24 protein-coding genes are annotated in these 24065 nt (G+C 73.8%); 15 read left to right on the forward strand and 9 right to left on the reverse strand.

Features of this window, described 5'->3' with window-relative positions; all coding sequences use genetic code 11:
• Positions 1–180: 180 nt before the first annotated feature.
• On the reverse strand, positions 181–609 hold the full coding sequence (locus tag ACFV3E_RS08005; RefSeq protein ID WP_500533987.1) for an ATP-binding protein: 429 nt from the start codon (positions 607–609) through the stop codon (positions 181–183).
• A complete protein-coding gene (locus ACFV3E_RS08010; protein ID WP_500533988.1) occupies positions 609–1511 on the reverse strand; it encodes an MEDS domain-containing protein in 903 nt (300 codons plus the stop codon). The genes ACFV3E_RS08005 and ACFV3E_RS08010 overlap by 1 nt, the downstream gene beginning before the upstream one ends.
• An 856-nt stretch (positions 1512–2367) precedes the next feature.
• Between ACFV3E_RS08010 and ACFV3E_RS08015 the strand changes: the two genes are divergently transcribed.
• From ACFV3E_RS08015 to ACFV3E_RS08025, 3 genes are read left to right on the forward strand one after another with little or no spacing between them, the layout of a single operon-like run.
• On the forward strand, positions 2368–6285 hold the full coding sequence (locus ACFV3E_RS08015; protein ID WP_500533990.1) for a Pls/PosA family non-ribosomal peptide synthetase: 3918 nt from the start codon (positions 2368–2370) through the stop codon (positions 6283–6285).
• Positions 6282–7646 carry a M1 family metallopeptidase gene (locus ACFV3E_RS08020; RefSeq protein WP_500533992.1) on the forward strand — a complete coding sequence of 455 codons (1365 nt, stop codon included), beginning with the start codon at positions 6282–6284 and terminating at the stop codon, positions 7644–7646. Before ACFV3E_RS08015 ends, ACFV3E_RS08020 begins: the two co-directional genes overlap by 4 nt.
• Positions 7643–7933 (forward strand): glutaredoxin domain-containing protein, encoded by a 291-nt coding sequence (locus ACFV3E_RS08025; RefSeq protein WP_500533993.1) that lies wholly within the window; start codon positions 7643–7645, stop codon positions 7931–7933. The genes ACFV3E_RS08020 and ACFV3E_RS08025 overlap by 4 nt, the downstream gene beginning before the upstream one ends.
• On the opposite strand, the gene ACFV3E_RS08030 is transcribed toward ACFV3E_RS08025, so the two are convergent.
• The 3 genes from ACFV3E_RS08030 to ACFV3E_RS08040 all read right to left on the reverse strand — a co-directional run bounded on the left by ACFV3E_RS08030 (position 7912) and on the right by ACFV3E_RS08040 (position 9404).
• Entirely contained in the window at positions 7912–8352 is a 441-nt protein-coding gene (locus ACFV3E_RS08030; RefSeq protein WP_500533995.1) for a protein-tyrosine phosphatase family protein, read from the reverse strand. The genes ACFV3E_RS08025 and ACFV3E_RS08030 overlap by 22 nt on opposite strands.
• Positions 8342–9097 carry a hypothetical protein gene (locus ACFV3E_RS08035; RefSeq protein ID WP_500533997.1) on the reverse strand — a complete coding sequence of 252 codons (756 nt, stop codon included), beginning with the start codon at positions 9095–9097 and terminating at the stop codon, positions 8342–8344. The genes ACFV3E_RS08030 and ACFV3E_RS08035 overlap by 11 nt, the downstream gene beginning before the upstream one ends.
• A gap of 79 nt (positions 9098–9176) precedes the next feature.
• Positions 9177–9404 (reverse strand): hypothetical protein, encoded by a 228-nt coding sequence (locus ACFV3E_RS08040; protein WP_500533999.1) that lies wholly within the window; start codon positions 9402–9404, stop codon positions 9177–9179.
• 316 nt (positions 9405–9720) lie between these two features.
• On the opposite strand from ACFV3E_RS08040, the gene ACFV3E_RS08045 reads away from it, so the two are divergent.
• From ACFV3E_RS08045 to ACFV3E_RS08055, 3 genes are all read left to right on the forward strand, one after another.
• Positions 9721–10911, forward strand: a complete 1191-nt coding sequence (locus ACFV3E_RS08045) for an AfsR/SARP family transcriptional regulator (protein ID WP_500534000.1) — start codon at positions 9721–9723, stop codon at positions 10909–10911.
• 143 nt (positions 10912–11054) lie between these two features.
• Entirely contained in the window at positions 11055–11483 is a 429-nt protein-coding gene (locus ACFV3E_RS08050; protein WP_500534001.1) for a hypothetical protein, read from the forward strand.
• Complete coding sequence (locus ACFV3E_RS08055; RefSeq protein ID WP_500534002.1) at positions 11480–12349, forward strand: DUF4332 domain-containing protein; 870 nt, start codon at positions 11480–11482, stop codon at positions 12347–12349. Before ACFV3E_RS08050 ends, ACFV3E_RS08055 begins: the two co-directional genes overlap by 4 nt.
• Before the next feature lie 12 nt (positions 12350–12361).
• Here the strand turns inward: ACFV3E_RS08055 and ACFV3E_RS08060 are convergent, their stop codons facing one another.
• A complete protein-coding gene (locus ACFV3E_RS08060; protein WP_500367359.1) occupies positions 12362–12670 on the reverse strand; it encodes a hypothetical protein in 309 nt (102 codons plus the stop codon).
• A gap of 427 nt (positions 12671–13097) precedes the next feature.
• On the opposite strand from ACFV3E_RS08060, the gene ACFV3E_RS08065 reads away from it, so the two are divergent.
• Complete coding sequence (locus ACFV3E_RS08065; RefSeq protein ID WP_500534003.1) at positions 13098–13409, forward strand: hypothetical protein; 312 nt, start codon at positions 13098–13100, stop codon at positions 13407–13409.
• A gap of 32 nt (positions 13410–13441) precedes the next feature.
• Here the strand turns inward: ACFV3E_RS08065 and ACFV3E_RS08070 are convergent, their stop codons facing one another.
• Positions 13442–14020 carry a hypothetical protein gene (locus tag ACFV3E_RS08070; protein ID WP_499513305.1) on the reverse strand — a complete coding sequence of 193 codons (579 nt, stop codon included), beginning with the start codon at positions 14018–14020 and terminating at the stop codon, positions 13442–13444.
• A 106-nt stretch (positions 14021–14126) separates the two neighbouring features.
• On the opposite strand from ACFV3E_RS08070, the gene hemL reads away from it, so the two are divergent.
• The 8 genes from hemL (at position 14127) to ccsB (ending at position 22622) form a co-directional block, all read left to right on the forward strand.
• Positions 14127–15440 carry a glutamate-1-semialdehyde 2,1-aminomutase gene (gene hemL, locus ACFV3E_RS08075; RefSeq protein WP_500534004.1) on the forward strand — a complete coding sequence of 438 codons (1314 nt, stop codon included), beginning with the start codon at positions 14127–14129 and terminating at the stop codon, positions 15438–15440.
• Positions 15437–16111 (forward strand): histidine phosphatase family protein, encoded by a 675-nt coding sequence (locus ACFV3E_RS08080; RefSeq protein WP_500534005.1) that lies wholly within the window; start codon positions 15437–15439, stop codon positions 16109–16111. The genes hemL and ACFV3E_RS08080 overlap by 4 nt, the downstream gene beginning before the upstream one ends.
• A 197-nt stretch (positions 16112–16308) precedes the next feature.
• Positions 16309–17640: a polysaccharide deacetylase family protein gene (locus tag ACFV3E_RS08085; protein WP_500534006.1), complete on the forward strand. Its 1332-nt coding sequence runs from the start codon at positions 16309–16311 to the stop codon at positions 17638–17640.
• An 89-nt stretch (positions 17641–17729) separates the two neighbouring features.
• Positions 17730–18302: a type 1 glutamine amidotransferase domain-containing protein gene (locus ACFV3E_RS08090; protein WP_500534007.1), complete on the forward strand. Its 573-nt coding sequence runs from the start codon at positions 17730–17732 to the stop codon at positions 18300–18302.
• Positions 18303–18389: 87 nt separating this feature from the next.
• Positions 18390–19007: a TlpA family protein disulfide reductase gene (locus tag ACFV3E_RS08095; protein WP_500534008.1), complete on the forward strand. Its 618-nt coding sequence runs from the start codon at positions 18390–18392 to the stop codon at positions 19005–19007.
• A gap of 1 nt (position 19008) precedes the next feature.
• Positions 19009–19767 carry a cytochrome c biogenesis CcdA family protein gene (locus tag ACFV3E_RS08100; RefSeq protein WP_500367346.1) on the forward strand — a complete coding sequence of 253 codons (759 nt, stop codon included), beginning with the start codon at positions 19009–19011 and terminating at the stop codon, positions 19765–19767.
• Between the two features lie 3 nt (positions 19768–19770).
• Positions 19771–21543 carry a cytochrome c biogenesis protein ResB gene (gene resB / locus ACFV3E_RS08105; RefSeq protein ID WP_500534009.1) on the forward strand — a complete coding sequence of 591 codons (1773 nt, stop codon included), beginning with the start codon at positions 19771–19773 and terminating at the stop codon, positions 21541–21543.
• Positions 21540–22622, forward strand: a complete 1083-nt coding sequence (ccsB, locus tag ACFV3E_RS08110; RefSeq protein ID WP_500367342.1) for a c-type cytochrome biogenesis protein CcsB — start codon at positions 21540–21542, stop codon at positions 22620–22622. The genes resB and ccsB overlap by 4 nt, the downstream gene beginning before the upstream one ends.
• Positions 22623–22649: 27 nt before the next feature.
• Here the strand turns inward: ccsB and ACFV3E_RS08115 are convergent, their stop codons facing one another.
• On the reverse strand, positions 22650–23603 hold the full coding sequence (locus tag ACFV3E_RS08115) for an isopenicillin N synthase family dioxygenase (RefSeq protein WP_500534010.1): 954 nt from the start codon (positions 23601–23603) through the stop codon (positions 22650–22652).
• Positions 23600–24046, reverse strand: a complete 447-nt coding sequence (locus ACFV3E_RS08120) for a nucleoside deaminase (protein WP_500534011.1) — start codon at positions 24044–24046, stop codon at positions 23600–23602. The genes ACFV3E_RS08115 and ACFV3E_RS08120 overlap by 4 nt, the downstream gene beginning before the upstream one ends.
• Positions 24047–24065 lie beyond the last annotated feature (19 nt).

A 24065-nucleotide genomic window follows, 5' to 3' on the forward strand; every position in this document is an offset into this window, starting at 1 on the left:
CGGGCGCGCACTCAACGGCGCCGCCAGAGGTCGTGCTCGGGTGACCGCCGCGCACAGCGGCGGGCGTGGCGGACCGGAGCGGGCCAGGCCTGGGACATGTGCTGCTCGGAGACGTCTTGCGCTGTCGCTGGACTGCACGCGGCGGCCCGGGCCGCCCGGCCCTGCCCGGGCGCCGCCCGCTCAGTGGAGGCGGATCGCGAGGGTGACGACCGCGCCGACCGGGCCCGTGGCGATCGTGAGGTGGTCGGTGACCAGGCGGGCGAGCCACAGGCCGCGTCCGCAGCGGGAGTCGAGGCCCGGCAGCAGTTCGGGGATGACGGTGGCGCTGAAGCCGGGGCCGGCGTCGGTGATCCGGCACTGCACCTCGCCGTCGGTCCGGCGCAGCATCAGGCGGCCGCGGCCGCCGCCGTGGGTGATCGCGTTGGAGGCCACCTCGTTCACCGCGAGGACGAACTCGCCGCGGCGTGCCGCCGGGAGCCCCGACCACATCGCGAACTCCTCCGCCAGTACCCGCAGTCGGGGCAGCTCGCCCTCCGTGAAGTCGCGTTCCAGCCAGCAGCCCCCGGCGGCCGGATCGCCGGCGGAGGGTTCGTGCAGCTCCTCCAGCATCAGCCGCTCACCTCGATCAGTGTCAGCCCCGGCAGGGACGTCGCGCCCAGCGTGCGCAGCAGCGTCAGGTGGAAGGCCGAGCAGCGGACCTCCACCCGTACCCCCCGCTCCCCGGCGGCGGCCGCCAGCGTCAGGAGTTCCGTCGCGCAGCCGACGCCGAGGAAGTGCAGGTCGCGCAGGGCCAGTACGAGCCGCCCGCCCTCCGCGGTCCGCCGCAGCGCGTCCTCGACCACGCCGTGGAACCGTTCCCGTGTGCTGAGGTCGGCCTCGCCGAGCAGCCGCAGCAGGCCCCCGGTGTGCGTCGCGTACAGCGCGCCGAGCCGGGTCAGCAGGTTGCGCGGGTGGGCCTGCGCCATCGCGTCGAGCACGTCCCCGGTGAACCACCGGCGGTCGTAGGCGCAGATCTCCGCGTACGGCCGGCCGGTGAAGAGGTGGTCGGCGTGCGTCTCGCGGTGCACCATCGCCTCGATGGGCGCGCCCATGTCGCGCACCCAGTGCATGTCGATGTACGCGCGCAGGCCCGCGTACCCGTCGCGGACCGCGCGGTCCGTCTCCTCGGCGAGCCGGCCCTGCTGCCGCACCGCCGTGAACGCGAGGTCCGGACGGATCAGCTCGCGCATGCTGCTCAGCACGAGCTGCCCGCGGCGGTGCGCCGATTCCACCCGTGCGTCGGCGTCCCCGGGATGCCCGGTGTCGTCGGCCGGACCCAGGTGGGCCAGCACCTCCCGGTCCGGCACGCCGGGGGCGGCGAAGACCATGACCCGCTCGCCGGCCGCCAGCCCGAGCCGTGCGAACGCGGCCAGGACGTCCCAGCGTGTGTCGTCGCCGTCGTAACTGACGAACGCGTGGTCGCCGGGCCGCATCCGCTGCACCGGCACGACCCGCACATCGGCGGCAGGCATCGGTCCTCACCCCCTGGTTTCCGAGCTGCCGAGGGTAGGAGCGCGCACCGCGGGACCGCCAGGCGGGACCGACTCTGCCCGGGATCGGGCGGGGAGCGATCGGGGGCACGCCGGAGCTGCCCGGAAGCGCCCGTCCGTCAACGCGATGTGACGGACGGGCGATCAACGCACCGGCCGTCCGGACGCCGGCCCGGCCGTTCTGCGTGACGTCACCCGGATGCGCCATGAAGCGGAGGTTCTCGTCCCCGCCGTGGTCCAGTGGGTAGCGAGGTCCCGCCCCCACCAGCAGGGAGTGGCGGCCCGTGCCAAGCTGGGGTCCGTCAGGTCTGTGGCGTGCGTCACACGCGGTGACCCCGCTTCTCGCCGGTCGTACGGCGTCGGCCGAGGACGCCACGGGCGACGTACGCGCCCGGCCCGACTGCCGGGCAAGGGCCGGTGAACGGAGTGGGGGCCGTCGGATCGGCCGTGGGAAGGAGGTGGCGACGACGCCCCGCCGGGCCCGGCACGACTGTGAGAGCGGCCACGTGCCCCCCTTTCGGCGGCCTGCGGGGATTAAGCACCGGTAAACTCCCTGTTCGCCATTTGTGACGCCGGGTGAACGAACCCGTCGCCGGTCCGGTCCGGACGGCGGCGGTACGGGGATGCCGGGCGTGCGCCAGTCGCGGGGACGACCCCGCGCGCCGGGACACCGTGGTCCCCGGCCGGCCGGTCGAGGGGCACCGGCACCGCAGTGGTCCTGAGTTTTTGGAGGGTTTGACATGCGTCTGTCTCTGGCCGTGAGCGACCGGAACAAGGTGCCCGGCGCCTCCGCGGCGGCGCCACCGACCCCCGGCTCGTCCGAGCCGGGGAGCACCGTATGACCCTCGTCGAATCGCCCTTCCCGCTCCTCGAGGACCCCGCGCCCGCCGGTGTCGCCGGCACCTCCGGCGTCCTGTGTCCCGCGCGGGCGCTCTTCCGGGCCGGCGACGCCGCCCCCGTGCGCACGCTGCTCGGGGTCCTGGCCGCCACCGCCCGGGCGCACCCCACCGCACCCGCCGTCGACGACGGCACCACGACGCTGAGCTACCGTGCCCTGGCCGCCGCGACCGAGCGCCTGCGCCGCCGCCTGGCGGAGGCCGGCATCGGCGCCGGCGACCGGGTGGGCGTACGGGTGCCCTCGGGCACCGCCGACCTGTACGTGGCGGTCCTCGCCGTGCTCTCCGCGGGCGCCGCCTATGTGCCGGTCGACGCCGAGGACCCCGAGGAACGCGCCCGGCTGGTCTTCTCCGAGGCGGAGGTGTGCGCCGTCATCGGCGAGCACCTCACGATCACCCCGTGCGCCGAGCCGCGCGGCACCGTCGGCCGCCGTCCCGGGCCGGACGACGACGCGTGGATCATCTTCACCTCCGGTTCCACCGGAAAGCCCAAGGGCGTCGCCGTCACCCACCGTTCGGCCGCCGCGTTCGTGGACGCCGAGGCCCGGCTCTTCCTCGCCGAGGAGCCGCTGGGACCCGGCGACCGGGTGCTGGCCGGGCTCTCGGTGGCCTTCGACGCCTCCTGCGAGGAGATGTGGCTGGCGTGGCGGCACGGCGCCTGCCTGGTGCCCGCGCCGCGCTCACTCGTCCGCACCGGGCTGGACCTCGGCCCCTGGCTCGTCGAGCAGGGGATCACGGTCGTCTCCACCGTGCCCACCCTGGCCGCGCTGTGGCCCGTCGAGGCGCTGGACGACGTCCGCCTGCTGATCTTCGGCGGCGAGGCCTGCCCGCCGGAACTGGCCGAACGGATGGCCGTCGAGGGGCGCGAGGTGTGGAACACCTACGGCCCGACCGAGGCCACCGTCGTCGCCTGCGCCGCCCAGCTCACCGGCGAGGGCCCGGTCCGCATCGGACTGCCCCTGGACGGCTGGGAGCTGGCCGTCGTGGACGCCCACGGCGAACCGCTGGCCATGGGCGCGACCGGCGAGCTGGTCATCGGAGGGGTCGGCCTCGCCCGCTACCTGGACCCCGCCAAGGACGCCGAGAAGTACGCGTCGCTGCCCGCCCTCGGCTGGGACCGCGCCTACCGCAGCGGCGACCTGGTCCGCGCGGACGCGGAGGGCCTGGTCTTCGTCGGCCGCGCCGACGAGCAGGTCAAGCTGGGCGGCCGCCGCATCGAACTGGGCGAGATCGACGCCGCGCTGCAGGCGCTGCCCGCCGTCGCCGGGGCGGCCGCCGCCGTCCGCACCACCAAGGGCGGCAACCAGATCCTGGTCGGCTACGTCGCGGTGACCGGGGACTTCGACCAGGCCGACGCGCTCGCCCGGCTCCGCGAGGCGCTGCCGGCCGCCCTCGTCCCGCTGGTCGCCGTCGTGGACACCCTGCCCACCCGGACCTCGGGCAAGGTCGACCGGGACGCGCTGCCCTGGCCGCTGCCCGGGCTCGACGCGCCCGCCGTGGAACTGGGCGGCACCGAGGGCCTGCTCGCCGGCCTGTGGGGCGAGCTCCTCGGCGCGCCGGTGACCGGGCCCGACGCCGACTTCTTCGCGCTCGGCGGCGGCAGCCTGACCGCAGCCCGCCTCGTCTCGCAGCTGCGCAGCCGCTACCCCGCGGCCGCGGTCGGCGACGTCTACCAGCACCCCGCCCTCGGGGCGCTCGCCGCCCGCCTGGACGAGGCCGACGCCCGCCGTGCCGCCGCGCGCCCCGTACGGCCGGTGTCCCGGCGCGCCGCCGCGGTCCAGCTGGCGCTGATGCTCCCGCTGTTCGTCCTGGCCGGACTGCGCTGGGGCGTCGTGGCGGCCGCCATCGGCAACGCGCTGCGCCTCCTCGGCCCGTTCCCGTGGGTCCCGGCCGTCTCCTGGTGGTGGGTGCTGGCCGGCTGGGCGCTGCTCATCAGCCCCGCCGGACGGGTCGCCGTCTCCGCGGGCGGCGCCCGGCTGCTGCTGCGCGGGGTGCGTCCCGGCACCTATCCGCGCGGCGGGGCGGTGCACCTGCGCCTGTGGGCCGCCGAACGCCTCGCGCAGGTCAGCGGCGCCGGCAACCTCACCGGTGCCTGGCTGAGCCACTACGCCCGCGCGCTGGGCGCCAAGGTCGGCGACGGCGCCGACCTGCACTCCCCGCCGCCGGTCACCGGCATGCTCAAGCTCGGCAAGGGCAGTGCCGTGGAGCCCGAGGTCGACCTGTCCGGTCACTGGCTCGACCGCGACCTGCTGCACATCGGCAAGATCCGCGTGGGGGCGGGCGCCACGGTCGGCTCCCGCAGCACCCTGCTGCCCGGCGCCCGGATCGGCAAGCGCGCCGAGATCGCCCCCGGTTCCGCGGTCGTGGGCGCCGTCCGGGCCGGGCAGCGCTGGGGCGGCGTGCCCGCCGTCCGCACCGGCAAGGCCCCGCACCGCAGCCCCGACTCCCGCCCGCCCCGACGGCTGCGCTGGTCGGCGACGTACGAGGCGACCGCCTTCGCCCTGGACCTGATGCCCGCGGTGTCGGCGCTGCCCGCCCTGCTGGTGCTGGCCCGGTTCCTGCGCGGCGCCGGCGCCGCGCCGCTGCCCGCCGCGCTCGCTGCCGTGCCCCTGGCCACGCTCGCCTGGCTGCTGACGTACGCGCTGCTGGTGCTGGCCGGGGTGCGGCTGCTGGGCGTGGGGCTGCGCGAGGGCCACCACCCCGTGCACGGCCGTGTCGCCTGGCAGGCCTGGACGACGGCCCGGCTCATGGACCGGGCCCGCGCGCACCTGTTCCCGCTCTACGCGAGCCTGCTGACGCCTGTGTGGCTGCGGGCGCTCGGCATGAAGGTCGGCCGCCACGTCGAGGCGTCCACCGTGCTGGCGCTGCCGACGATGACCACCGTCGGCGACGGGGCCTTCCTCGCCGACGACACCATGGTGGGCAGTTACGAGCTCGGCGGCGGCCTGATGCGCATCGCGGAGGCCCGGATCGGCAAGAAGGCCTTCCTCGGCAACTCCGGCATGACCGCCCCCGGCCGCTCGGTGCCGAAGAACGGCCTGGTCGGTGTGCTCTCGGCGACGCCCAAGGGGGCCAAGGCGGGCAGTTCCTACCTGGGCATGCCGCCGATGCGGCTGCCGCGCGTCCCCGAGACGGGCGACCGCAGCCGCACCTTCGCGCCGCCCCGGCGGCTCGTGCTGGCCCGCGCGGCCGTCGAGCTGTGCCGGGTCGTCCCCGTGATGTGCGCGGTCGCGCTGGTGGTGCTGGTGCTCGCCGGGTACGCGGCGGTGGCGGACCGGTACGGGGCGCCCGTGGCGCTCGCGGCCGGCGGGGCGCTGCTCGCGGGCGCCGGTGCGGTCGCCTGCGCGGTGGCCGTGGTGATGAAGTGGCTGCTGGTCGGGCGGGTGCGGGCGGGCGAACAGCCGCTGTGGAGCTCGTTCGTGTGGCGCAACGAACTGGCCGACACCTTCGTCGAGGTGCTGGCCGTGCCGTGGCTCGTCGGCGCGGTCGGCGGCACCCCGCTGATGAACCTGTGGCTGAGGTGCCTGGGGGCGCGGATCGGACGCGGCGTATGGTGCGAGACGTACTGGCTGCCGGAGGCCGACCTGGTCCGGGTCGGGGACGGCGCGACCGTCGGCCGCGGCTGCGTGGTACAGACACACTTGTTCCACGATCGGATCCTGCGGATGGACGAGGTCGTACTCGGGGAGGGCGCGAGCCTCGGCCCGCACGGCATCGTGCTGCCCGGGGCGACGGTCGGGGCCCGGAGCGCGATCGGTCCCGCCTCGCTCGTCATGCGGGGCGAGAGCGTGCCCGAGGGCACCCGCTGGCTCGGCAACCCGATCTCCGCCTGGCACACAGAGGGGGCCCGCACAGGGTGAGCAACGGCAAGCGCGTGCGTGGCGGGGCCGCCGTCCCCGCCACGCCCGGGGCGGAGGTGTCCGCGGACAGCTACTTCCCCGAGCACGGCAACGGCGGCTACCGGGTCACCCACTACGACCTGGAACTGGAGTACCGCCCGGCGGCCAACCGCCTCTCGGGCCGGGCCCGGATCTCCGCGCTGGCGGACCGGGCCCTTTCCGCGTTCAGCCTGGACCTCGGAGCCTTCCGTCTCGACCGGGTCCTCGTCGACGGGCGCCCCGCCCGCTACACCCACCGCGCGGGGAAGCTCCGCGTCAAGCCCGCGAAGGCGCTGCCCGAGGGCCCGTTCGCGGTCGAGGTCCGCTACGTCGGCAACCCGAGGCCCGTCCGCTCCCGCGACTGGGGGGAGCTGGGCTGGGAGCAGCTGGAGGACGGCGCGCTCGTCGCCAGCCAGCCGATCGGCGCGCCCTCCTGGTTCCCCTGCAACGACCACCTCGGCGACCGGGCGGGCTACCGGATCACGGTGACCGCGCCCTCGCCGTACACGGTCGTCGCCAACGGCAGCCTGGAGTCGTACCGGGTGGGCGCCTCCACGACGACCTGGGTGTACGACCAGCCGCGGCCGATGCCGCCGTACCTGGCGACCGTGCAGATCGGCCAGTACGAGCTCATCGACCACCTCGGCGGCGCCGTACCCCAGCCGGCCGCCGTCCCGCCCCGCCTGACCGCCGACTTCGACCACGACTTCGGGCGCCAGCCGCGGATGATGGAGGTGTTCAGCGAGCTCTTCGGGCCCTACCCCTTCGGCGAGTACGCGGTCGTCGTGACCGACGAGGAACTGGAGGTCCCGGTCGAGGCGCACGGGCTGTCCGTCTTCGGCAGCAACCACCTGGACGGCCGCCGCGGCTCCGAACGCCTCGTCGCCCACGAACTCGCCCACCAGTGGTTCGGCAACAGCCTCGCCCTCGCCGACTGGCGGCACATCTGGCTCAACGAGGGCTTCGCCGCGTACGCCGAATGGCTGTGGGCCGAGTCCTGCGGCGAGGCGCCCGCCGCCCGCAACGCGGCCCGCGCCCACGCCAGGCTCGCCGCCCAGCCCCAGGACCTGCGGCTGGCCGACCCCGGTGCCCGGAACATGTTCGACGACCGGGTGTACAAGCGCGGCGCCCTCACCCTGCACGCGCTGCGCACGGTCATGGGCGACCCGGCGTTCTTCCGGCTGCTGCGGGCCTGGACCGCCGCCCACCGCCATGGCACCGTGACCACCGGGCAGTTCACCGCCCTGGCCCAGGAGCACACCGACCGGCCGCTGGAGGCGCTGGTCTTCCACCCGTGGCTGCACGGGACGCGGCTGCCACGCCTGCCGATCGGGGGAGCATGAGCGACGCGCACACGGACGGGGGCGGGATCGTCGTCCACTGGCGGCCGGGCTGCCCGTTCTGCATGAAGCTGCGGGCGCAACTGCTGTTCACGCGGCTGCGCCACACCAAGGTCGACATCTGGCGCGATCCGGACGCCGCCGCCTTCGTGCGCTCCGTCGCGGACGGGAACGAGACCGTGCCGACCGTCACCGTGGCGGGGCGGCCCCTGGTCAACCCCTCGCTGCGGCAGCTCAAGGAGGCGGTCAGGGCGTACGCCCCGCACCTTCAGGCGAAGCGCGACACGTAGCGGCGCTGCCAGGGCGTCTCCACCGCGCGCCGGGTGTAGTGCTCCCGGACGTAGCCGACGGCTTCACCGGACGGCACCCCGTCCAGCACCGCCAGGCACGCCAGGGCCGTCCCCGTACGGCCGAGTCCGCCGCCGCAGGCGACCTCCACCCGCTCGTCCGCAGCACGCCGCCATGCCGCGCGCAGCGCCTGAGCGGCGTCCGCACGGTCCGCGGGCAGCCGGAAGTCCGGCCAGCGCACCCAGCGGCTCTCCCAGGCCACCGCCGGGGGTTCGTGGCCCAGCAGGTACAGCCCGAACACGGGGACGGGACCGGCCGGCAGCGGGTGCCGCAGCCCCCGTCCACGCACCAGCCGCCCCGACGGCAGCCGCAGCACCCCCGGGGCGCCCGGCTCCCAGCCGGCGGCGGGCTCAGCGCCCATGGCCGCCGCACGCCGCCGGGTAGAGCACGGCGCCGGCCAGTTCGCCGCCGTCCGCGGCGTCCGCCGCCAGGCCCGACAGGCGCAGGCACGCCTCGGCGGTGGCGTCCACGGGAGGGCACTCGACGCCCACGGCGCCGACCGCGGTCACCGAGCCGTCGTGGTGGAGTTCGCCGCCGGAGGACGGCGCGGGCAGCCCGCCCTGCAGGATGCCGAGGGCGACGACGTCGCCCGACGCGCCCGAGGCCTCACGGATGTCGAAGCGCCAATGGGCGTCGCTCGCTTTGAGGAGGTATTTCCCGGACCTCCCGCATTCCGCCAGGGAATCCCGGCGGGCGCGGACGAGTTCGGCTATCGCGCAGCACAACGGGGCGTCATGTCCGGCCGTCGTGCGGAACCGGCTGAAATCGGCGAGCGGCGCGGACCGCATCGCGCCGTCGAGGAGGACGACCGCCGACTCCCGTGCGTGCGGATGGCCCTGCTCGGCGATGTCCAGCAGAAAGGGGGCCGCGACCACGGCACCGGGGAGCACCTCGCCGGTGCGCCCGCGCAGCAGGGAACTGCTGGTCAGGGCCGCCACGGCGGAGGCGACCGCATCGAGGTCGCGGGCCGCGGCCAGTGCCCTCAGCCCGGCCGCGGGGTCGGGCCGCTCGGCCCGCGCCCCGTCCCGGGCGTCGGCGGTCCGAGGGCGCGGCCGCGGCGTGGGAATGGCATTCCAATTGACGGCGTCGATCTCGGTGAGCAGCATCCGCACATGATTCCACCCGCTCCGGAATTTCGGGGTTCCGCATGCGGGACAAGCGTTCGAGCGGCTATGCTCCGCCGCCTCAAGCGGTATGACGCAGATACAGCGCGCCGCAACTGTGGCAGAAGGGCTGCGCCGCCGGCGTCCCCCACACGTCCTCCGCCTGCACGGCCGCGGCGGGGGAGAGCTCCCGACCGCACAGCCCCGTCGCGGCGCCGTCCTCCACCATGTGCCACGCCCTCAGCCGGCTTCCCTCGGCCGGGCCGCCGTCCTCGGTGTCGTACTCGGCGCGCATCTCGTACACGGGCATCGTCGTGCCTCCGGGTCGGTCATGCCCTTCTTGGTGCCGGTAGTCCAGTATGTCCGGGCTCCGCGTGCGCGGCGATCGCAGCCCCGCGGGGGCGGACGTACCGCAGACGGCGGGCCCGGGGCTCGGCCGGTCGTACGACCGGCCCGGGCGGGAGCGCGTGCGCCGACCGGCGCGGCGGCGTCCCGGCGGCCACCGGCCGTCGCCGGCGTCACTGTGGGCCCCGCCGGGCCCGCCGGTGCCCGGGGCGCCGATTGACAGGCCGGGACCGGCGTCCTTGAGTGAGGGACGCCAGGCAGGAGCCTCAGGGGGAAGCGTCATGCCGAGCCACAGTCAGCCGCCCGCACCGCAGCCGCCACTGCCCGGAGTGCCGCCCGAGCGGCTGTGCGGGGAGCTGCTCGGCGCGAGCGACGCCGCCGCGGACGCGGGGGACCTCGCGACCGCCGCGGTCCACGCACGTACCGCCGCGATGCTGGCGGCCTCGGCGGGGCTGCCGGCGCTGTTGCGCGCCGCGCAGTGGCAGCAGGGCCGGCTGGCGCTGCTCGCCGGCGACCGGGAGGCCGCGGACGGCTGGTTCCGGCAGGCCGGCCCTTCCGGCCCTTCCGGCGCCGCCGCTCCCGCCGTCCCTTCCGTTCCCTCCGGCCCGGTCCCGTCCGGGGCCGACGCCGGCGGCGCCCGGCTGTGGGCCCGCTTCCGCCGCGGCCCGCGCGTACCGGAACAGCCCGCGCCGCCACCGGACCGCCCCGCCGCGCCGCTGCTGGCGGTGGGCCTGCTCGGCTCGCTCAGCGTCAGCGTCGACGGTGTTCCGGCCGAGGGCTGGCACGGCCGCCGCACCCGTTCCCTGCTCGCCTTCCTGCTCACCCACCGCGACCCCTGGCCGCACCGGGAGACGCTGATGGACGCCTTCTGGCCGGACTCGGCCCCGGGGGCGGCGCGCAACAGCCTCGGCGTCGCGATGCACCAACTGCGCCAGACGCTGGGCACCGCGACCGGTGAACCCGTGGTCGTCTTCCGCTGCGGTGCCTACCGGCTCGGTCCCGGGCTCGGCCTCTGGCTGGACTGCGACGAGTTCGACCTGCTGCTGCGCACCGCCCGGGAGGCGGAGGACCGGGGCGACCGCACCGGCGCGGCCGAGGAGTACGAGCGGGCGCTCGCCCTCTACCGGGGCGAGTTCCTCGCCGAGTCGCCGTACGAGGAGTGGACCGTCCTGCACCGGGAGCGGCTGCGGCTGGCCCACCTCGACGCCCTCGCCCGGCTGAGCGAACTGCACTTCACCGCGGGCCGCTACGCCCCGTGCGCCGAACTCTGCCGCCGCCTGGTCGCGTTGGACCCGTGCCGGGAGACCGCGCACCGACGGCTGATGCGCTGCCTGAGCCGGATCGGCCAACCGCACCTGGCCATCCTCCAGTTCCGGGCCTGCGTGCGGACGCTGCGCGAGGAACTCGGCGTGCCGCCGCAGCGCGAGACCGTCGAGCTGCACCAACGGCTGCGCGACGACCTGCCGGTGTGAGCGGCGCGCCCTGCGCTTATCGCGTCGCGGCCGCCGGGTTAAGCGACGGCACGGCGGCCGGTTAAGCGCGGTGCGGAAGAACGGACGCCGAGCCCGGCGGCGACCCGCCGCCGCGCCGGCGCCCACCTCGCAGGGGAGAGAACATGCCCGCACAGCCCGACCTGAACAACCCCGCCTTCGGCTTCGACACGCACGACATCCAGGTGACGGACAACGACGCGATCCCGTCCGGCCTGGTCCTCACCGCGTCCCTGCCGATCACGGTCAGCGTGACCTTCGAGGTCGGTGGCTTCATGCTGCCGTTGCTGCACGACACGCCCTTCAGGGTGACCTACGCCTTCGCCGCGCTCTCCGGCACCGACGACTTCACGTGCCCTGTCGACGGCAGGCTCGTCACGCTCCCGGCGCCCGCGAAGACCCTGTACAGCGGTGCCGACACGGCCGTCACCGTCCCGGCGAACACGCTGCGGCCCGGGCTCTACCAGGTCTCGGCGGTGATCCAGTTCCCGGGGGCCACCACCATGGGCGCCTTCGCCACGCTGCCGGTGATCGAGGTCGTCGAGGGGCCGTGAACGAGGACGAGCTGACCCGGATCGACGGCGTCGGCGCGACCACCGCGCGCCTGCTGGCCGCCGCCGGGATCCGTACGTACGCCGAGCTGTCGGCCGCGTCCACGGACGAGGTGATCGCCGCGGTGCGCGACCTGCGTGTGGTCTCCGCGATCCGGGTCGAGCAGTGGCGCAAGGACGCCGCGGAGCTGGACTCGGCGGTCCCGCCGCCGGGGCCGGCTCCGGCGGAGTCGGCGGACACCGGGTACGAGAGCTTCGTGCTGCGGGTCCGGCTGGACCGGGGGCGGATCCGGGCGACGGAGATCCGCAGGGTGCGCACCGGGGAGACCCGGCACTGGCCGGAGTGGGACGCCGGAGCGCTGCTCGCCTGCGTCCTGGGCCGCCCGGCCGATCCCGGTCCTGGTCCCGGCTCCGTTCCCGATCCCGATCCCGTCCCCGATCCCGTTCCCGTCCCCGGACCCGGACTGGCCACCGGGACCGGGGGCGGGAACGACGGCGATCCCCGTGCCGGCGTCGCCACGCCGGTCACGCTGCTGGCCGAGCCGCTGCTGGCGGTCGCGGGCGGCGCCGTACGGCCGGGGGTGCCGTTCACGCTGGACGTCACGCTGGCCCTGCCCCGGGCCACCGGTTCCGGGGCGTGCTTCGCGTACTACGCGGCCGTCACCGTGAGCCCGGGCGTCGCGGGCCGTCGCGTGCTGGCGGACGACCGGGGCGTGCTGCGGACCGGCGATCCGGTCGTACGGCTGTCGCTGCCCGGTCTGCCGCCGGGCACCCACCGCCTGGGGATCGCGGTGAGCCTGCGCGAACCCGGCGGGCACCGTCCCAGCGCGCTGGCGGCCACGGTGGAAGGGATCGTGCTCACCGTGTGACGTGCCACCGCGTCACGCGGCCGAGTCCGTGTCCTCGTCCCACTCGACACCGATCTCCCGCAGCCAGCGCCGGTCCTCCGGGCCCGGAGGACCGGGCGGCCCGGCCAACGGCTGCGGGGGGCCGGTGAGTTCGGCGCCGGTGAGCGACACCCCGCCCTTGCCGCCCGCGTGCGCGACGCTCTCGTCACCGCGTTCGAGGACCAGGAGTTCGTAGTGGGGCGGCCACCGCAGCAGGATCCGCCGCCGGCAGACCGGGCAGTACCACTCCTCGGCGCCGGAGCTCCTCGTCTCCGCCAGCCGCATCTCGTGGATCTCGCTCATGCTCGTCTCCGTCCGCGCGAGGGGCACAGGGGAGGGCGGCGAACCGCCCCGCGTACCGGGTTGATGCCCGATCCGCCCCGATCAACCCCGGTTGTACGGGCGCCTCGTGTGACCGGCGGACGACGGGCCGTCACCGATTTCGTCACCCTTCGTGACCGGGGAAGTTCCCACCGCATGAATCGAGTCCGAAATTAGGGGATTTCACCCTATGTATTGACTGCGGGGAGTAATGGAACTTAAGGTTCATGTCAGAGGATGACTCCTATGAGCCGCATCCCGTCCGACATTTCACGTCTGTGATGGTGCGTCCGCACCCGAGGCTCGGACGCACCCCCCGTCGCACCCGTGCCACGCGCACCGGCCGGTGCGACCCGCGCCCGGTCCTCCACGACCGGCGCCCACGTTCCGCATCTCGAAGGGAACGACCATGCGCGTCACGAGCACGACCATCCGCCGGGTCGCCGCAGCGGCACTCGCGGCACCGATCCTCGCCCTCGTCGGAGCCGGCGCGGCCGGCGCCGCGCCGCAACAGGCTGCGCCCGCCTCGCACCAGTCCGTCGTCACCCACGGGGACGGCTGCCGGGGCTACGGCGACTGGGGTTACGGATGGCGTTACGACCATCACTTCGACGACGACTGCGGCTACGGCTACGGCGGTTATGGAGGCTACGGAGGCTACGGAGGCTACGGCTACGGAGGTTACGGCTACGACAACGGCGTCGTCGTGGTGGTGCTGTAACCGTCAGTGAACCCGCACCCGCCCGGCGCCCGTCACGGCCACACCAGGCAGTACAGCTGGTGCCCGCTCTCGTGACAGCGCTGGGCGAAGTCCTGCCACTCGTGCAGCATCGTGTAGATCACGAACGCGTCCCGCGGCCCGCGGCGGTCGGGAACGGTGGACCAGATGAAGGCGGCGGCGCCCAGGGCCTCCTCGTCGGCCTTGCGCAACGGCTCGACGACGGAGTGGGGCAGCTTGACGACGGCGTAGTCGGGGTGGAGCACGACGAGTTCCAGCGGCGGGACCTTGGCCGGGGGTATGCCCTCGATGCCGGTCAGCACCATGGCGGCCATGGTCTCCGGCTTGACCTTGGTGTACATGCCCTGGCCCAGCTCGTCGCCGCCGAGTTCCTCGGGTCGCATCGAGATGGGGACCCGCGCGGCGGTCGCACCATCGGGTGCGCCGAAGTACTTGTAGGTCACCCCCACTCGGCCACCCCTGCTCCCGCTTTTCTCAACGGCCCTGTCGCGCTCTTTCGGCGGCCGGCGGCGCCGACCGGTGGGGCGGGCGTGCTCCGCGTCGGGGTCGTCCGCCCCGCCGCCCACGTCGCCGCGTTCGCCACCGCGCTGCATTCCACTACCCGACCATCCGCAGACCCAACCGCGCAACCCGATCATCGTCTCAGATGCACGGTCGATACCTCGTCGCGCAACGCCCGGCATTTGAGAGCATGTGCTTGTGAGCTATCCGTACGCCTACGAAGCGCCAGTTTCTCAGACCTTGTTCGATCGAGCAGCCGCCGTGACCCCTGGTGGGGTGAACAGCCCGGTACGCGCCTTTCGTGCCGTGGGCGGTACGCCCCGGTTCATGGTGTCCGGAACGGGTCCTTACCTGAAGGACGCGGATGGTCGCGAATACGTCGACCTCGTCTGCTCGTGGGGGCCGATGATCCTCGGCCACGCCCACCCCGAGGTGATCGCCGCCGTGCAGGCGGCGGTTACGCGGGGTACGTCCTTCGGCACGCCCGGTGAGGGCGAGGTGGAACTGGCCGAGGAGATCGTGGCGCGCGTCGCGCCGGTGGAGCAGGTGCGGCTGGTCTCCTCCGGCACCGAGGCCACGATGTCGGCGATCCGGCTGGCACGCGGGTTCACGGGCCGGGCCAAGGTGATCAAGTTCGCGGGGTGCTACCACGGTCATGTGGACGCCCTGCTGGCCGCCGCGGGTTCCGGGGTTGCCACTTTCGGGTTGCCCGACACCCCCGGGGTGACGGGCGCGCAGGCCGGGGACACGATCGTGCTCCCCTACAACGACCTGGGGGCCGTACGGGCCGCGTTCGCCGCCCACCCCGGTGAGATCGCCTGCGTGATCACCGAGGCGTCGCCCGGCAACATGGGCGTCGTGCCGCCGGCCGAGGGCTTCAACCAGGGCCTGGCGGACCTCTGCCGGGAGAACGGCGCGCTGTACGTCTCCGACGAGGTCATGACCGGCTTCCGTGTGTCGAGGGCCGGCTGGTACGGCATCGACGGCGTCCGCCCCGACCTGATGACCTTCGGCAAGGTGATGGGCGGCGGCTTCCCCGCCGCGGCCTTCGGCGGCCGTGCCGACGTGATGGCGCACCTCGCGCCCGCGGGCCCGGTCTACCAGGCGGGCACGCTCTCCGGTAACCCGGTGGCCACCGCCGCGGGCCTGGCCCAGCTGCGGTTGCTGGACGACGCGGTGTACGAGGCGGTGGACTCCGTCGCCGCCGAGGTGTCGGGCCTGGTGGCCGCCGCGCTCTCCAAGGAGGGTGTGGCGCACACCCTGCAGACCGCGGGCAACATGTTCTCGGTGTTCTTCACCGGGGACCGGGTGACGAACTACGACGAGGCCAGGAAGCAGGAGGCGTTCCGCTTCACGGCCTTCTTCCACGCGATGCTCGCCCAGGGCGTGTACCTGCCGCCCTCCGCCTTCGAGTCCTGGTTCGTGTCGTCGGCGCACGACGGCGCCGCCATCGAGCGGATCGCGGCCGCCCTGCCGGCCGCCGCCCGCGCCGCAGCGGAGGCCACCGCATGAGCGAGATCACAGTCGTCCACCTGATGCGGCACGGCGAGGTGGAGAACCCCACCGGCGTGCTCTACGGGCGCCTGGCCGGCTACCACCTGTCCGAACTGGGCCGGAAGATGGCCGACCGGGTCGCCGAGCACCTCGCGGGCCGTGACATCACCCACGTCGTCGCGTCCCCGCTGGAGCGCGCCCAGGAGACCGCGGCGCCGATCGGCGCCGTCCTCGGCCTGGACGTCGCGAGCGACGAGCGGCTGATCGAGGCGGACAACGTCTTCCAGGGCAAGACCTTCGGCGTCGGCGACGGCGCGCTCAAGCGCCCCGCCAACTGGAAGCACCTGGTCAACCCGTTCCGGCCGAGCTGGGGCGAGCCGTACGCGGACCAGGTCGTCCGCATGACGGCCGCGCTGGAGGCGGCCCGGGACGCGGCCCGCGGCCACGAGGCGGTGTGCGTCAGCCACCAGCTGCCGATCTGGATCGTGCGCAGCGCCGTCGAGCAGCGGCGCCTGTGGCACGACCCGCGCAAGCGGCAGTGCACCCTGGCGAGCCTGACGTCCTTCACGTTCGAGGACGACAGGATCGTCTCCGTCGGCTACACCGAGCCCGCCCGCGACCTGGTCCCTGCGCATCTGCTGGCCGGGGCGAAGCCGGTCAAGGGCGGCAGCAAGGGCTTCGGCGCCTGACGACCGCCTCCCGCTGGTTCCGGAGGGCGCCGGTCACGCAGACCGGCGCCCTCCGGCACGCGCCGTGACGGCCGCCGCCGCGGGGCCCGATCCGGCGCCCTGCCCGGTGAATTCGTGCGCCCCGCGAAGGAACCCGCCGTACGCGCACGGCATCTAGCGCGGTGAGCGGGGGCGAGGCACGGGGATTGGGGCGCGGAATGCGGGAGATCAGCCGACGAGGGGTACTGGGCCTGGCGGCCGGAGCGGCCGCCGTCGGGCTGGCGGGCTGCGCCGGGGAGGGTCCCGGCGCACGGCACGTCAGCGAGGGGCCGTCGGCGTCGCCCACCCCGTCCGCCGGCAGCCCGCAGGGGCGGCCCTCCCCGTCCCCGTCGGTGCGGACGATCGGCGACGGCTCGACGGCCGACACCGGGCCGCAGCCCCATCAGCCCGCCGTGGAGCGCCTGGAACCCGGGCAGACGCCACCGCAGTTCGTGATCTTCTCCTGGGACGGGGCGGGCGAGCTGGACAACGGCCTCTTCGAGCGGTTCCGGGGGCTCGCGGGCGAGCACGGGGCGACGATGACCTTCTTCCTCTCCGGCGTCTACCTGCTCCCCGAGTCGAAGAAGAGGCTCTACAAGCCGCCGCGCAATCCCGTCGGCGCCTCCGACATCGGCTACCTCACCGACGCCCACATCCGCGTCACCCTGGAGCAGTTGCGGCTGGCCTGGCTGGAGGGCCATGAGATCGGCACGCACTTCAACGGCCACTTCTGCGCGGGAGCGGGCTCGGTGGGCCGCTGGAGCCCGGCCGACTGGCGCAGCGAGATCGAACAGGCCGTCGGCTTCGTGGAGAACTGGCGCACCCACACCGGTTTCACCGACCTGCCCCCGCTGCCCTTCGACTACCGCAAGGAGCTGATCGGCGGCCGTACGCCCTGCCTGCTGGGCCAGCGCTCGCTGCTGCCCACCGCCGCCCGCCTGGGCTGGCGGTACGACGCCAGCGGGCCGGGCGGCCTGCAGGTGTGGCCGGGCAAGAGCCACGGGCTGTGGGACCTGCCGCTGCAGGCGGTGCCCTTCCCCGGCCGCTCCTTCGAGGTGCTGTCGATGGACTACAACATGCTGGCCAACCAGTCGGTGAACTCCACGCGCGGCAACCCCGCCCACTACCCGGCCTGGCGGCGGCAGGCCCGCGACGCCTACCTGGGGGGCTTCCGCCGGGCGTACGAGACCAACCGCGCGCCGCTGTTCATCGGCAACCACTTCGAACAGTGGAACGGCGGGATATACATGGACGCCGTCGAGGACGCGCTGCGGCGGATGTCCGACCACCGGGACGTGCGCCTGGTGTCGTTCCGCCAGTTCGTGGACTGGCTGGACGCGCAGGACCCGGCGGTGCTGACGAAGCTGCGCACCCTCGGTCCGGGGCAGCGCCCCGCGGGCGGCTGGCGCCGCTTCCTCGCGCAGGAACGTTCCTCCGTGTCCCCCTCCGCCACGTCACCCTCCTCCACGCCCTCCTCCGCCATGCCCTCCGCCTCTTCCTCCCCCTCCTAGACCGAACCGCCCGTTTCGTCCCGGGGGTGGCGGGCAGGCGAGCCGGTGAACGGGAACGTCCCAGGACCGAGCCGAGGAGGTGGGAGGCCATGCGCGCGTCCCTGCAGGGGAGGAGGATCGCCTTCCTGGTGGCGCCGGAGGGCGTCGAGCAGACCGAACTCACCGGCCCCTGGGAGGCCGTCCGCGAGGCGGGCGGGACGCCCCGGCTGGTCTCCACCCGCCACGGCCGCGTCCAGGCCTTCGAGCACCTCGACCGGGCCGGCACCTTCCCCGTCGACGACACGCTCGGGGAGGTGGTCGCCGCGGACTTCGACGCGCTGGTGCTCCCCGGCGGTGTCGCCAACCCCGACCTCCTGCGGATCGACCCGGACGCCGTCGCCTTCACCAGGGACTTCTTCACCGAGGGCCGCCCCGTCGCGGCGATCTGCCACGCGCCGTGGCTGCTCGTCGAGGCCGGCGTCGTGCACGGACGTACCCTCACCTCCTGGCCCAGCGTCTGCACCGACGTCACCAACGCCGGCGGCACCTGGATCGACAAGGAGGTCGTGGTCGACTGCGACGGCCCCAACGTCCTGGTCACCAGCCGCAGGCCCGGCGACCTCAAGGCCTTCCAGGACGCCCTGGTGGACGAGTTCGCGCACCAGACCGGGAGTCGCGATTAACCGCCGCTTACTTGGGGCATTTGCCGCTTTCGGCAAAGCTGTCGGGGGTGCGCGAGATCGCTCCCGGCCTCATGCGAAACTTTTCACATGAGTCCTACGCGCGCCCTCCGACGCCGTCCGCTCCGCGGTGCCGCGGCACTGGCCGGAGCAGCCGCGTTCGCGCTGGCCGTCACGGCCTGCTCGACCTCCACCGCGTCCTCCGACGGCACCGGCCCCGGAACGAACTACGTCGGCGGCACCGGTGAGATCTCCACGGTCAAGCCGGGCCACCGGGTGGCCGCGCCGGAGCTGAGCGGGAAGTCCGTCGAAGGAGCCCCGCTCAGCCTCGCCGACCACAAGGGCAAGGTCGTCGTCCTCAACATCTGGGGCTCGTGGTGCCCGCCCTGCCGGGCCGAGGCGCCGCACCTGGCCAAGGTGGCCAGGGAGACCGCGTCGCAGGGCGTGCAGTTCATCGGCATCAACACCCGGGATCTGCAGACCGCGCAGGCCAAGGCCTTCGAGAAGGAATTCGACATCCCCTTCCCGAGCTTCTACGACCCGTCCGGGGACCTGGTGCTGCGCTTCCCCAAGGGCAGCGTCAACCCGCAGGCCATTCCCTCCACGCTGATCATCGACCGTCAGGGGAAGATCGCGGTGCGCGCGCTGAAGGAACTCGGCGCCGACGAACTGCACGAGGTCCTCGACCCGGTGATCGCGGAGAAGTGACGTGAGCGTACTCGCCGCCGGCGCCAACCAGACCGTGGTGAACGGCGCCCTGCTCGCCGCCGTGCCGGTGGCGCTCCTCGGCGGCCTGGTCTCGTTCTTCTCGCCGTGCGTGCTGCCCCTCGTCCCCGGTTACCTGTCGTACGTGACCGGGGTCACCGGCACCGACCTGGCCGAGGCCCGGCGCGGCCGGATGTTCGTGGGCGCGTCGCTGTTCGTCCTGGGCTTCACTGCGGTCTTCGTCTCCGGCGGCGCGCTGTTCGGCAACTTCGGCACGACGCTGCTGGAGCACAAGGTGGTCATCACCAGGGTGCTCGGCGCGCTCACCATCGTCATGGGGCTCGCCTTCATGGGGGTGGTCGGCGGCATCACCCAGCGTGAGTTCCGCTTCCACCGCAGGCCCGCGATGGGCCTGGCGGGTGCGCCGCTGCTCGGAGTTCTCTTCGGCATCGGCTGGACGCCGTGCCTGGGTCCGACGCTGAGCGCCGTCAACTTCCTCGCCTTCAACGAGGCCAGTGCCGGCCGCGGGGCACTGCTCACCGCCGTGTACTGCCTCGGCCTCGGCCTGCCGTTCATACTGGCCGCCATCGCCTTCCGCCGTGCCCTCGGCGCCTTCGGCTGGGTCAAGCGCCACTATGTGTGGGTGATGCGGCTCGGCGGTGGCATGCTCGTCGCTGTCGGCCTGCTGCTCGTCACCGGCGTGTGGGACCACATCGTCTACCAGATGCAGATCTGGTCGTCCGGCTTCACTCCAGGGATCTGATCCATGAGTTCCAAAGACACCGCCGGGGCACCCCCCGACGCGGCGGCGGACGCCGGTGCCGACCTCGGCGCGGCCGGCGCACAGCTGTCGACCGCGCCCGTCGAGGACCTCGGCCAGGTCGTGCCCGGCTCCTTCGGCGGCGTCCGCAGACCGGGTACGGCCGGCGGACTCGCCTGGACCGGGCGCGAGGTGTGGGGCTGGACGCGCTGGACCTGGCGCCAGCTCACCTCCATGCGGGTGGCGCTGATCCTGCTCTTCCTGCTGTCGCTGGCCGCCGTCCCCGGTTCGCTGGTGCCGCAGACCAGCGTCGACGAGATCAAGGCGCAGGCCTTCAAGGACGCCCACACCACCCTGGCGCCGCTCTACGAGAAGCTCGGGCTGTTCAACGTCTACAGCTCGGTGTGGTTCTCGGCGATCTACATCCTGCTGTTCGTCTCGCTCGCCGGCTGCATCGTCCCGCGCAGCTGGCAGTTCGTCGGCCAGCTCCGGGCCAGGCCGCCGGCCGCCCCGCGCAACCTCACCCGGCTCCCGGCGTACGCGACCTGGCGCACCGAGGCCGAGCCGGACGCGGTGCTCGCCGCCGCCCGGCGCGCGCTCCGCGGCCGCCGCTTCCGCACCCAGGTCACCGGTACGGCGGTCGCCTCGGAGAAGGGCTTCCTGCGCGAGGCCGGCAACCTGCTGTTCCACATCGCGCTGTTCGGCCTGCTGATCTCCTTCGCGGTGGGCGGGCTGTTCAAGGCCGAGGGCGGGAAGCTGATCGTCGAGGGCGACGGCTTCAACAACACGCTCACCCAGTACGACGACTTCAAGCCGGGCACCTTCTACGACGCGGACGACCTGGACACATTCGGCTTCAAGCTGGACGGCTTCACCGCCTCGTACGCGCGCAGCGGCCCGCAGAAGGGCACCCCGCGCACCTTCCGCGCCAACATCCGCTACTGGACGAGCCCCGGCGGCAAGCAGACGAAGTCCGCGATCGAGGTCAACGAGCCGCTGGAGGTCGGCAGCACCAAGGTCTACCTGATCGGCCACGGCTACGCGCCCGTCGTCACCGTCAAGGACGGTCAGGGCAACGTCGTCTTCCAGGGCCCGGTGCCGTTCCTGCCGCAGGACGGCAACCAGACCTCGGTCGGCGTGATCAAGGCGATGGACGTCCGCGACCACGCCGACAAGAAGACCCAGTACGGCTTCCAGGGTCTGTTCACCCCGACCTTCGCGCTGAACGCGCAGCAGGGCCCGCACTCGTCCTTCCCGGCCCTGGACTACCCGGCGCTGATCCTCACCGCCTACCACGGCGACCTGGGCGTGGACGCCGGACTGCCGCAGAACGTGTACCAGCTCGACACCGACAAGATGAAGCAGTTCAAGGACGCCGACGGCCGGATCGTGAGCAAGGCGATGAAGCCGGGGGAGACGCTCGCGCTGCCCGACGGCGACGGCTCGCTCACCTTCGACGGCGTCAGGACCTGGGCCACCTTCCAGGTCTCCCACCAGGCCGGCAACGGCTGGGCGCTGGTGAGTGCCGTCGCCGCCATCCTCGGCCTGGCCGGATCGCTGTTCATCCAGCGCCGCCGGGTCTGGGTGCGCGCGGTGCGCGGCGCGGACGGTGTCACCGTCGTCGAGCTGGCCGGACTCGGCCGCAGCGAGTCGGCCCGGATCGCCGACGAGCTCGGCGAGCTCGCCGCCGACCTCACGGCCACGGCCCCGCCGCTGCCCGAAGCGGACCCCGAACCCTCAGAAGAACCCCTGCCCGATGACGAAGGAGCGCGCGCGTGACCATCGCTGCCGCGGTCAACGAGAACGTCGCCCACCTCAGCAACTACCTGATCTACTCGGCGATGGCGGTCTACACGCTGGCCTTCCTCGCCTACATCGCGGAGTGGGTCTTCGGCAGCCGCAGCAAGGTCGCCAAGACCTCCGCCGCGCTCGCCCCCGGCGCCGCCGGGTCCGCGCCCGCGGTCACCGTGACCGTGAAGCAGGGCGGCGGCACCGCCACCCTGGCGCGTCCCAAGGTCGTCACCCGGGCCTCCGCCAGTGACCGCGGCTTCGCCGACGGCCCCGGCGCGGCCGGCGACACCGAGCAGGGCGACCTCTACGGCCGCATCGCGGTGTCCCTGACCGTGCTGGCCTGGGCGCTGCACGTGGCCGCCGTGGCGGCGCGCGCCTTCTCGGTGCAGCGCGCCCCCTGGGGCAACATGTACGAGTTCTCCACCACCTTCGGCGCCACGGCGGTCACCGCCTACCTGGTGCTGCTCCTGCTGGGCAAGAAGGTCCGCTGGATCGGGCTCTTCCTGACCACCACGGTCCTGCTCGACCTCGGCCTCGCCGTCTCGGTCCTCTACACCGACAGCGACCAGCTGGTCCCGGCGCTGCACTCCTACTGGCTCTGGATCCACGTCTCCTGCGCCATCATCTCCGGCGCGGTGCTCTACCTGGGCGCGGTGGCGAACGTGCTCTACCTCTTCCGCGACCGCTACGAGACCGGCCTCGCGGCCTCGGGCACCGCCGAGGGCACCTGGGCGAACATCATGTACCGCCTGCCGTCGGCCGCGAGCCTGGACAAGTTCGCGTACCGCGTGAACGCCATGGTCTTCCCGCTGTGGACGTTCACGATCATCGCCGGCGCGATCTGGGCCGAGGCGGCCTGGGGCCGCTACTGGGGCTGGGACCCCAAGGAGACCTGGTCCTTCATCACCTGGGTGGTCTACGCGGCCTACCTGCACGCCCGCGCCACCGCCGGCTGGAAGGGCCGCAAGGCCGCCTACCTGGCGCTGCTCGCCTTCGCCTGCTTCCTGTTCAACTACTACGGCGTGAACATCTTCATCACCGGCAAGCACTCCTACGCCGGCGTCTGAGGCCCGGCGTCCGGCCCCGGCCGGGGTTCAGCCCAGGCCGATGGCGTCCAGCTTCGCCCGCAGGTACGCGTGCGAGTCCACGGGCTCGTACGCGTGCCTGCCGACGGGCGCGGGCAGCGGCGTGACGCGGGTGCCGGGGTCGCACTCGTAGAACCACACCAGCGACATCAGCTCCTCCGCCGGGGCGTCGGCCGGCGGGGGCAGCACGCGGTGCCGCCCGGAACGCCAGCGGTCGCCGGTCCAGCGGGCCATCAGGTCGCCGATGTTGACGGTGAAGGAGTCCGGCTCCCAGGGGGCGTCCTGCCAGCCGTCCTCGTCGGTGTGCACCTGGAGCCCGCCCTTGCCCCGCTGGCGGTCGAGCACGGTGACCGTGCCGAAGTCGGTGTGCGGGCCGATCCTGAACTGGCCCGGCTCGGGCGGTCCGACCACGTCGGTGCCCGGGTACCAGTTGATGTTGAAGCCCCAGGTGGGGTGGCGGGTGTGCCGGGTGAAGAGGTCCGCGGGCCCGCCCAGGGCGGTGGCCAGCAGCTCCAGCAGGTGGTCGGAGAGAGCGCGCATGTGCGTCACGTACGCGTCCACCAGCGGGCGCAGCCGCGGCGCCTCGGCCGGCCAGAGGTTCGGCAGGAACCACTCGGCGTCCACCGCCGGGTCACCGGTCGGCTCCTCGGCGGCGAACGACCAGGACTCCTTCAGGTCCGGCGGGGTGGCCGTGCCCTCCGCGTAGCCGTTGGCCTCCGCGCCCGGGCCCAGCCAGCCGCGGCCCCCGACCCGTACCGCGTACGGCTCCTTGACGGCGGCCGGCAGCCCGAAGAAACCGCGGGCGGCCTCCCGGATCGCGGCGCGCAGTCCCGGGTCGACGCCGTGCCCGGTGACCAGCAGGAAGCCGGCCGAGCACAGCGCCTCGTCGACGGTGGCGGCGACGCGGGTGCGGCCGGCGGCGTCACCCGTGAGCCAGGGACCGAGGTCGATGGTGGGGATCATGCGCCGATGTCCTCGTTCCACAGCTCGGGGCGGGCCGCGGTGAACTCCGTCATCAGGGCGACGCACTCCGGGTCGTCCAGCAGGACGATCTCCACGCCGTGCTCGGCCAGCCAGTCGTGGCCGCCGTGGAAGGTGCGGGCCTCGCCGATGACGACACGGGAGATCCCGAACTGCCGGACCAGGCCGCTGCAGTACCAGCACGGCGACAGGGTGGTCACCATCGTCGTCCCGCGGTAGGTGCGCTGCCGCCCGGCCGCCCGGAAGGCCGCCGTCTCGCCGTGCATCGACGGATCGCCGTCCTGCACACGGCGGTTGCGGCCGCGGCCCAGCACCGTGCGGCCGTCCGGGCCGTACAGGGCCGCCCCGATCGGGATCCCGCCCTCCGCGAGGCCCGCCCGGGCCTCGGCGACGGCGGTCGCCAGCATCGCCTGCGCGTCGTCCATGACGCCCAGTGTCCCGCAG

It is taken from the genome of Streptomyces sp. NPDC059718, assembly GCF_042733315.1.
Classification (GTDB): Bacteria; Actinomycetota; Actinomycetes; order Streptomycetales; family Streptomycetaceae; genus Actinacidiphila.

Excerpts from the sequence above, each read along its gene's own strand:
- ACFV3E_RS08005 (WP_500533987.1), bottom strand. The coding sequence starts at position 609 with ATGCTGGAGGAGCTGCACGAACCCTCCGCCGGCGATCCGGCCGCCGGG.
- ACFV3E_RS08010 (WP_500533988.1), bottom strand. The coding sequence starts at position 1,511 with ATGCCTGCCGCCGATGTGCGGGTCGTGCCGGTGCAGCGGATGCGGCCC.
- ACFV3E_RS08015 (WP_500533990.1), top strand. The coding sequence starts at position 2,368 with ATGACCCTCGTCGAATCGCCCTTCCCGCTCCTCGAGGACCCCGCGCCC.
- ACFV3E_RS08025 (WP_500533993.1), top strand. The coding sequence starts at position 7,643 with ATGAGCGACGCGCACACGGACGGGGGCGGGATCGTCGTCCACTGGCGG.
- ACFV3E_RS08030 (WP_500533995.1), bottom strand. The coding sequence starts at position 8,352 with ATGGGCGCTGAGCCCGCCGCCGGCTGGGAGCCGGGCGCCCCGGGGGTG.
- ACFV3E_RS08035 (WP_500533997.1), bottom strand. The coding sequence starts at position 9,097 with ATGCTGCTCACCGAGATCGACGCCGTCAATTGGAATGCCATTCCCACG.
- ACFV3E_RS08040 (WP_500533999.1), bottom strand. The coding sequence starts at position 9,404 with ATGCCCGTGTACGAGATGCGCGCCGAGTACGACACCGAGGACGGCGGC.
- ACFV3E_RS08045 (WP_500534000.1), top strand. The coding sequence starts at position 9,721 with ATGCCGAGCCACAGTCAGCCGCCCGCACCGCAGCCGCCACTGCCCGGA.
- ACFV3E_RS08050 (WP_500534001.1), top strand. The coding sequence starts at position 11,055 with ATGCCCGCACAGCCCGACCTGAACAACCCCGCCTTCGGCTTCGACACG.
- ACFV3E_RS08060 (WP_500367359.1), bottom strand. The coding sequence starts at position 12,670 with ATGAGCGAGATCCACGAGATGCGGCTGGCGGAGACGAGGAGCTCCGGC.
- ACFV3E_RS08065 (WP_500534003.1), top strand. The coding sequence starts at position 13,098 with ATGCGCGTCACGAGCACGACCATCCGCCGGGTCGCCGCAGCGGCACTC.
- ACFV3E_RS08070 (WP_499513305.1), bottom strand. The coding sequence starts at position 14,020 with ATGCAGCGCGGTGGCGAACGCGGCGACGTGGGCGGCGGGGCGGACGAC.
- ACFV3E_RS08080 (WP_500534005.1), top strand. The coding sequence starts at position 15,437 with ATGAGCGAGATCACAGTCGTCCACCTGATGCGGCACGGCGAGGTGGAG.
- ACFV3E_RS08085 (WP_500534006.1), top strand. The coding sequence starts at position 16,309 with ATGCGGGAGATCAGCCGACGAGGGGTACTGGGCCTGGCGGCCGGAGCG.
- ACFV3E_RS08090 (WP_500534007.1), top strand. The coding sequence starts at position 17,730 with ATGCGCGCGTCCCTGCAGGGGAGGAGGATCGCCTTCCTGGTGGCGCCG.
- ACFV3E_RS08095 (WP_500534008.1), top strand. The coding sequence starts at position 18,390 with ATGAGTCCTACGCGCGCCCTCCGACGCCGTCCGCTCCGCGGTGCCGCG.
- resB (WP_500534009.1), top strand. The coding sequence starts at position 19,771 with ATGAGTTCCAAAGACACCGCCGGGGCACCCCCCGACGCGGCGGCGGAC.
- ACFV3E_RS08115 (WP_500534010.1), bottom strand. The coding sequence starts at position 23,603 with ATGATCCCCACCATCGACCTCGGTCCCTGGCTCACGGGTGACGCCGCC.
- ACFV3E_RS08120 (WP_500534011.1), bottom strand. The coding sequence starts at position 24,046 with ATGGACGACGCGCAGGCGATGCTGGCGACCGCCGTCGCCGAGGCCCGG.